This is a genomic window from Streptomyces sp. PU-14G (genome assembly GCF_041028275.1).
Taxonomy (GTDB): Bacteria; Actinomycetota; Actinomycetes; order Streptomycetales; family Streptomycetaceae; genus Streptomyces.
This window is the reverse complement of record NZ_JASKYT010000711.1, coordinates 1-1,450: the sequence shown is the minus strand read 5'-3', so window position 1 is coordinate 1,450 and position 1,450 is coordinate 1. Positions and strand designations below refer to the sequence as shown.

Sequence of the window (1,450 nt, the reverse complement as noted above, 5' to 3'; positions counted from 1 at the left end):
CACCCCCATCTGGTCCGCCGCCCGAGGCGAGGGGGTCGGGTTCCGTGGCGCGGAGGTAGAGGGCCGGGCCCTCGTAGACGGACGGGGTGTAGGTCGGCAGCAGGGCCGCGTAGTGGGACAGCATGCGGGCGACGGCGCGCAGTTGGGCGTCCTCGGCCAGGCCCGCGCCGAGGGCCTCGGTGACCAGGCGGCGGACCAGATGGGGGTGGGCCGCGGGGTCGGCGCGCAGCAGCGGGTCGATGGGCGCGGCGTCCAGCAGGGCCAGCAGCTCCACCTTCTCGCCCTCCTTTTGGAGGTGCGCCGCCACCGCGTGGGCCAGTGCGCCGCCCAGTGACCAGCCCAGCAGCCGGTAGGGGCCGCGGGCCTGTACGGCGCGGACGCGGGCGACGTACTCGGCGAGGAGGCCGGGGAAGGTGGCGGCGAGCGGTTCGCCGGTGTCGCGCAGCCCCTGGGCCTGGAGGGCGTGGACGGGGAGGGAGGGCGGCAGGTGCGGGGCGAGTGTGGCGTAGCACCAGCCGAGCCCGCCGGCCGGGTGGAAGCAGAACAGGGGCCGGTCCTCGCCGCCCGTGCGCAGGGGGAGCAGCATGGCGTAGGCGTCGTCCGTGGTGCCGCACGGGTCGCTCGCGGTGTCGAGGAGCTTGGCCAACTGGCCCGGTGTCGGCGCGTGGTAGAGCGCTCCCAGTGAGACGTCGGCGCCCAGCTCGGTGCGGATGCGGTTCAGCAGGCGGGTGGCGGTCATCGAGTGGCCGCCCAGGGCGAAGAAGTCGTCGTCCAGGCCGGTTTCGGGTACGCCGAGGACGGCGGCGAAGAGGGTGCACAGCGTGCGTTCGCGGGGGGTGCGGGCCACGCGCAGGGCCTCGTCCGGCGCGGGGGGCGCCGTCGCGGACCGCGTGGGCAGTGCCGCGCGGTCCAGTTTGCCCTGCGGGGTGAGCGGCAGCGCGTCGTGGGTGACGTACACCGCGGGCACCATGGCGGCGGGCAGGCGTCCGGCCGCCCAGGAGCGCAGTTCGGCGCCGACGAGGCCGGCGGCGGGCTGCGTGTCGTCGTCCCCGGGCGCGCGCGGTGCGGGCACGATGTGCGCTGCGAGGTGCAGCGGGCCTTCGGGGGATTCGGTGCGCTGCGCCGCGACGGCCACGTGGGCGACGCGCGGGTGTCCGGCCAGCACGGCCTCCACCTCCCGGGGCTCGATGCGGACGCCGCGCAGCTTGATCTGCTCGTCCGCACGGCCCAGGTACGCGAGCGTGCCGTCGTCGGTCCAGCGGACGAGGTCGCCGGTGCGGTACATCCGCGTGGCGCCCGCAGCGACGACGTCCGATCGATCGCCCGCACCCGGCTTGTCGCCTGCGCTCGGCTTGTCGCCCGCGCCTGCCTCGTGGCCCGTGCTCGGCCCGTGGCCCGCGCTCGGCCCGTGGCCCGTGCCCGGCCCGTGGCCCGCCCCCGGCCCGTGGCC

Annotated in this window: 1 protein-coding gene; it reads right to left on the bottom strand. The window is 76.9% G+C overall.

The genetic code is table 11. The features are described 5' to 3' along the window. Nucleotides 1-1,450 (bottom strand): thioesterase domain-containing protein (locus AB8Z75_RS34890; protein ID WP_369209146.1); only part of this gene is annotated, 1,450 nt, incomplete at both ends.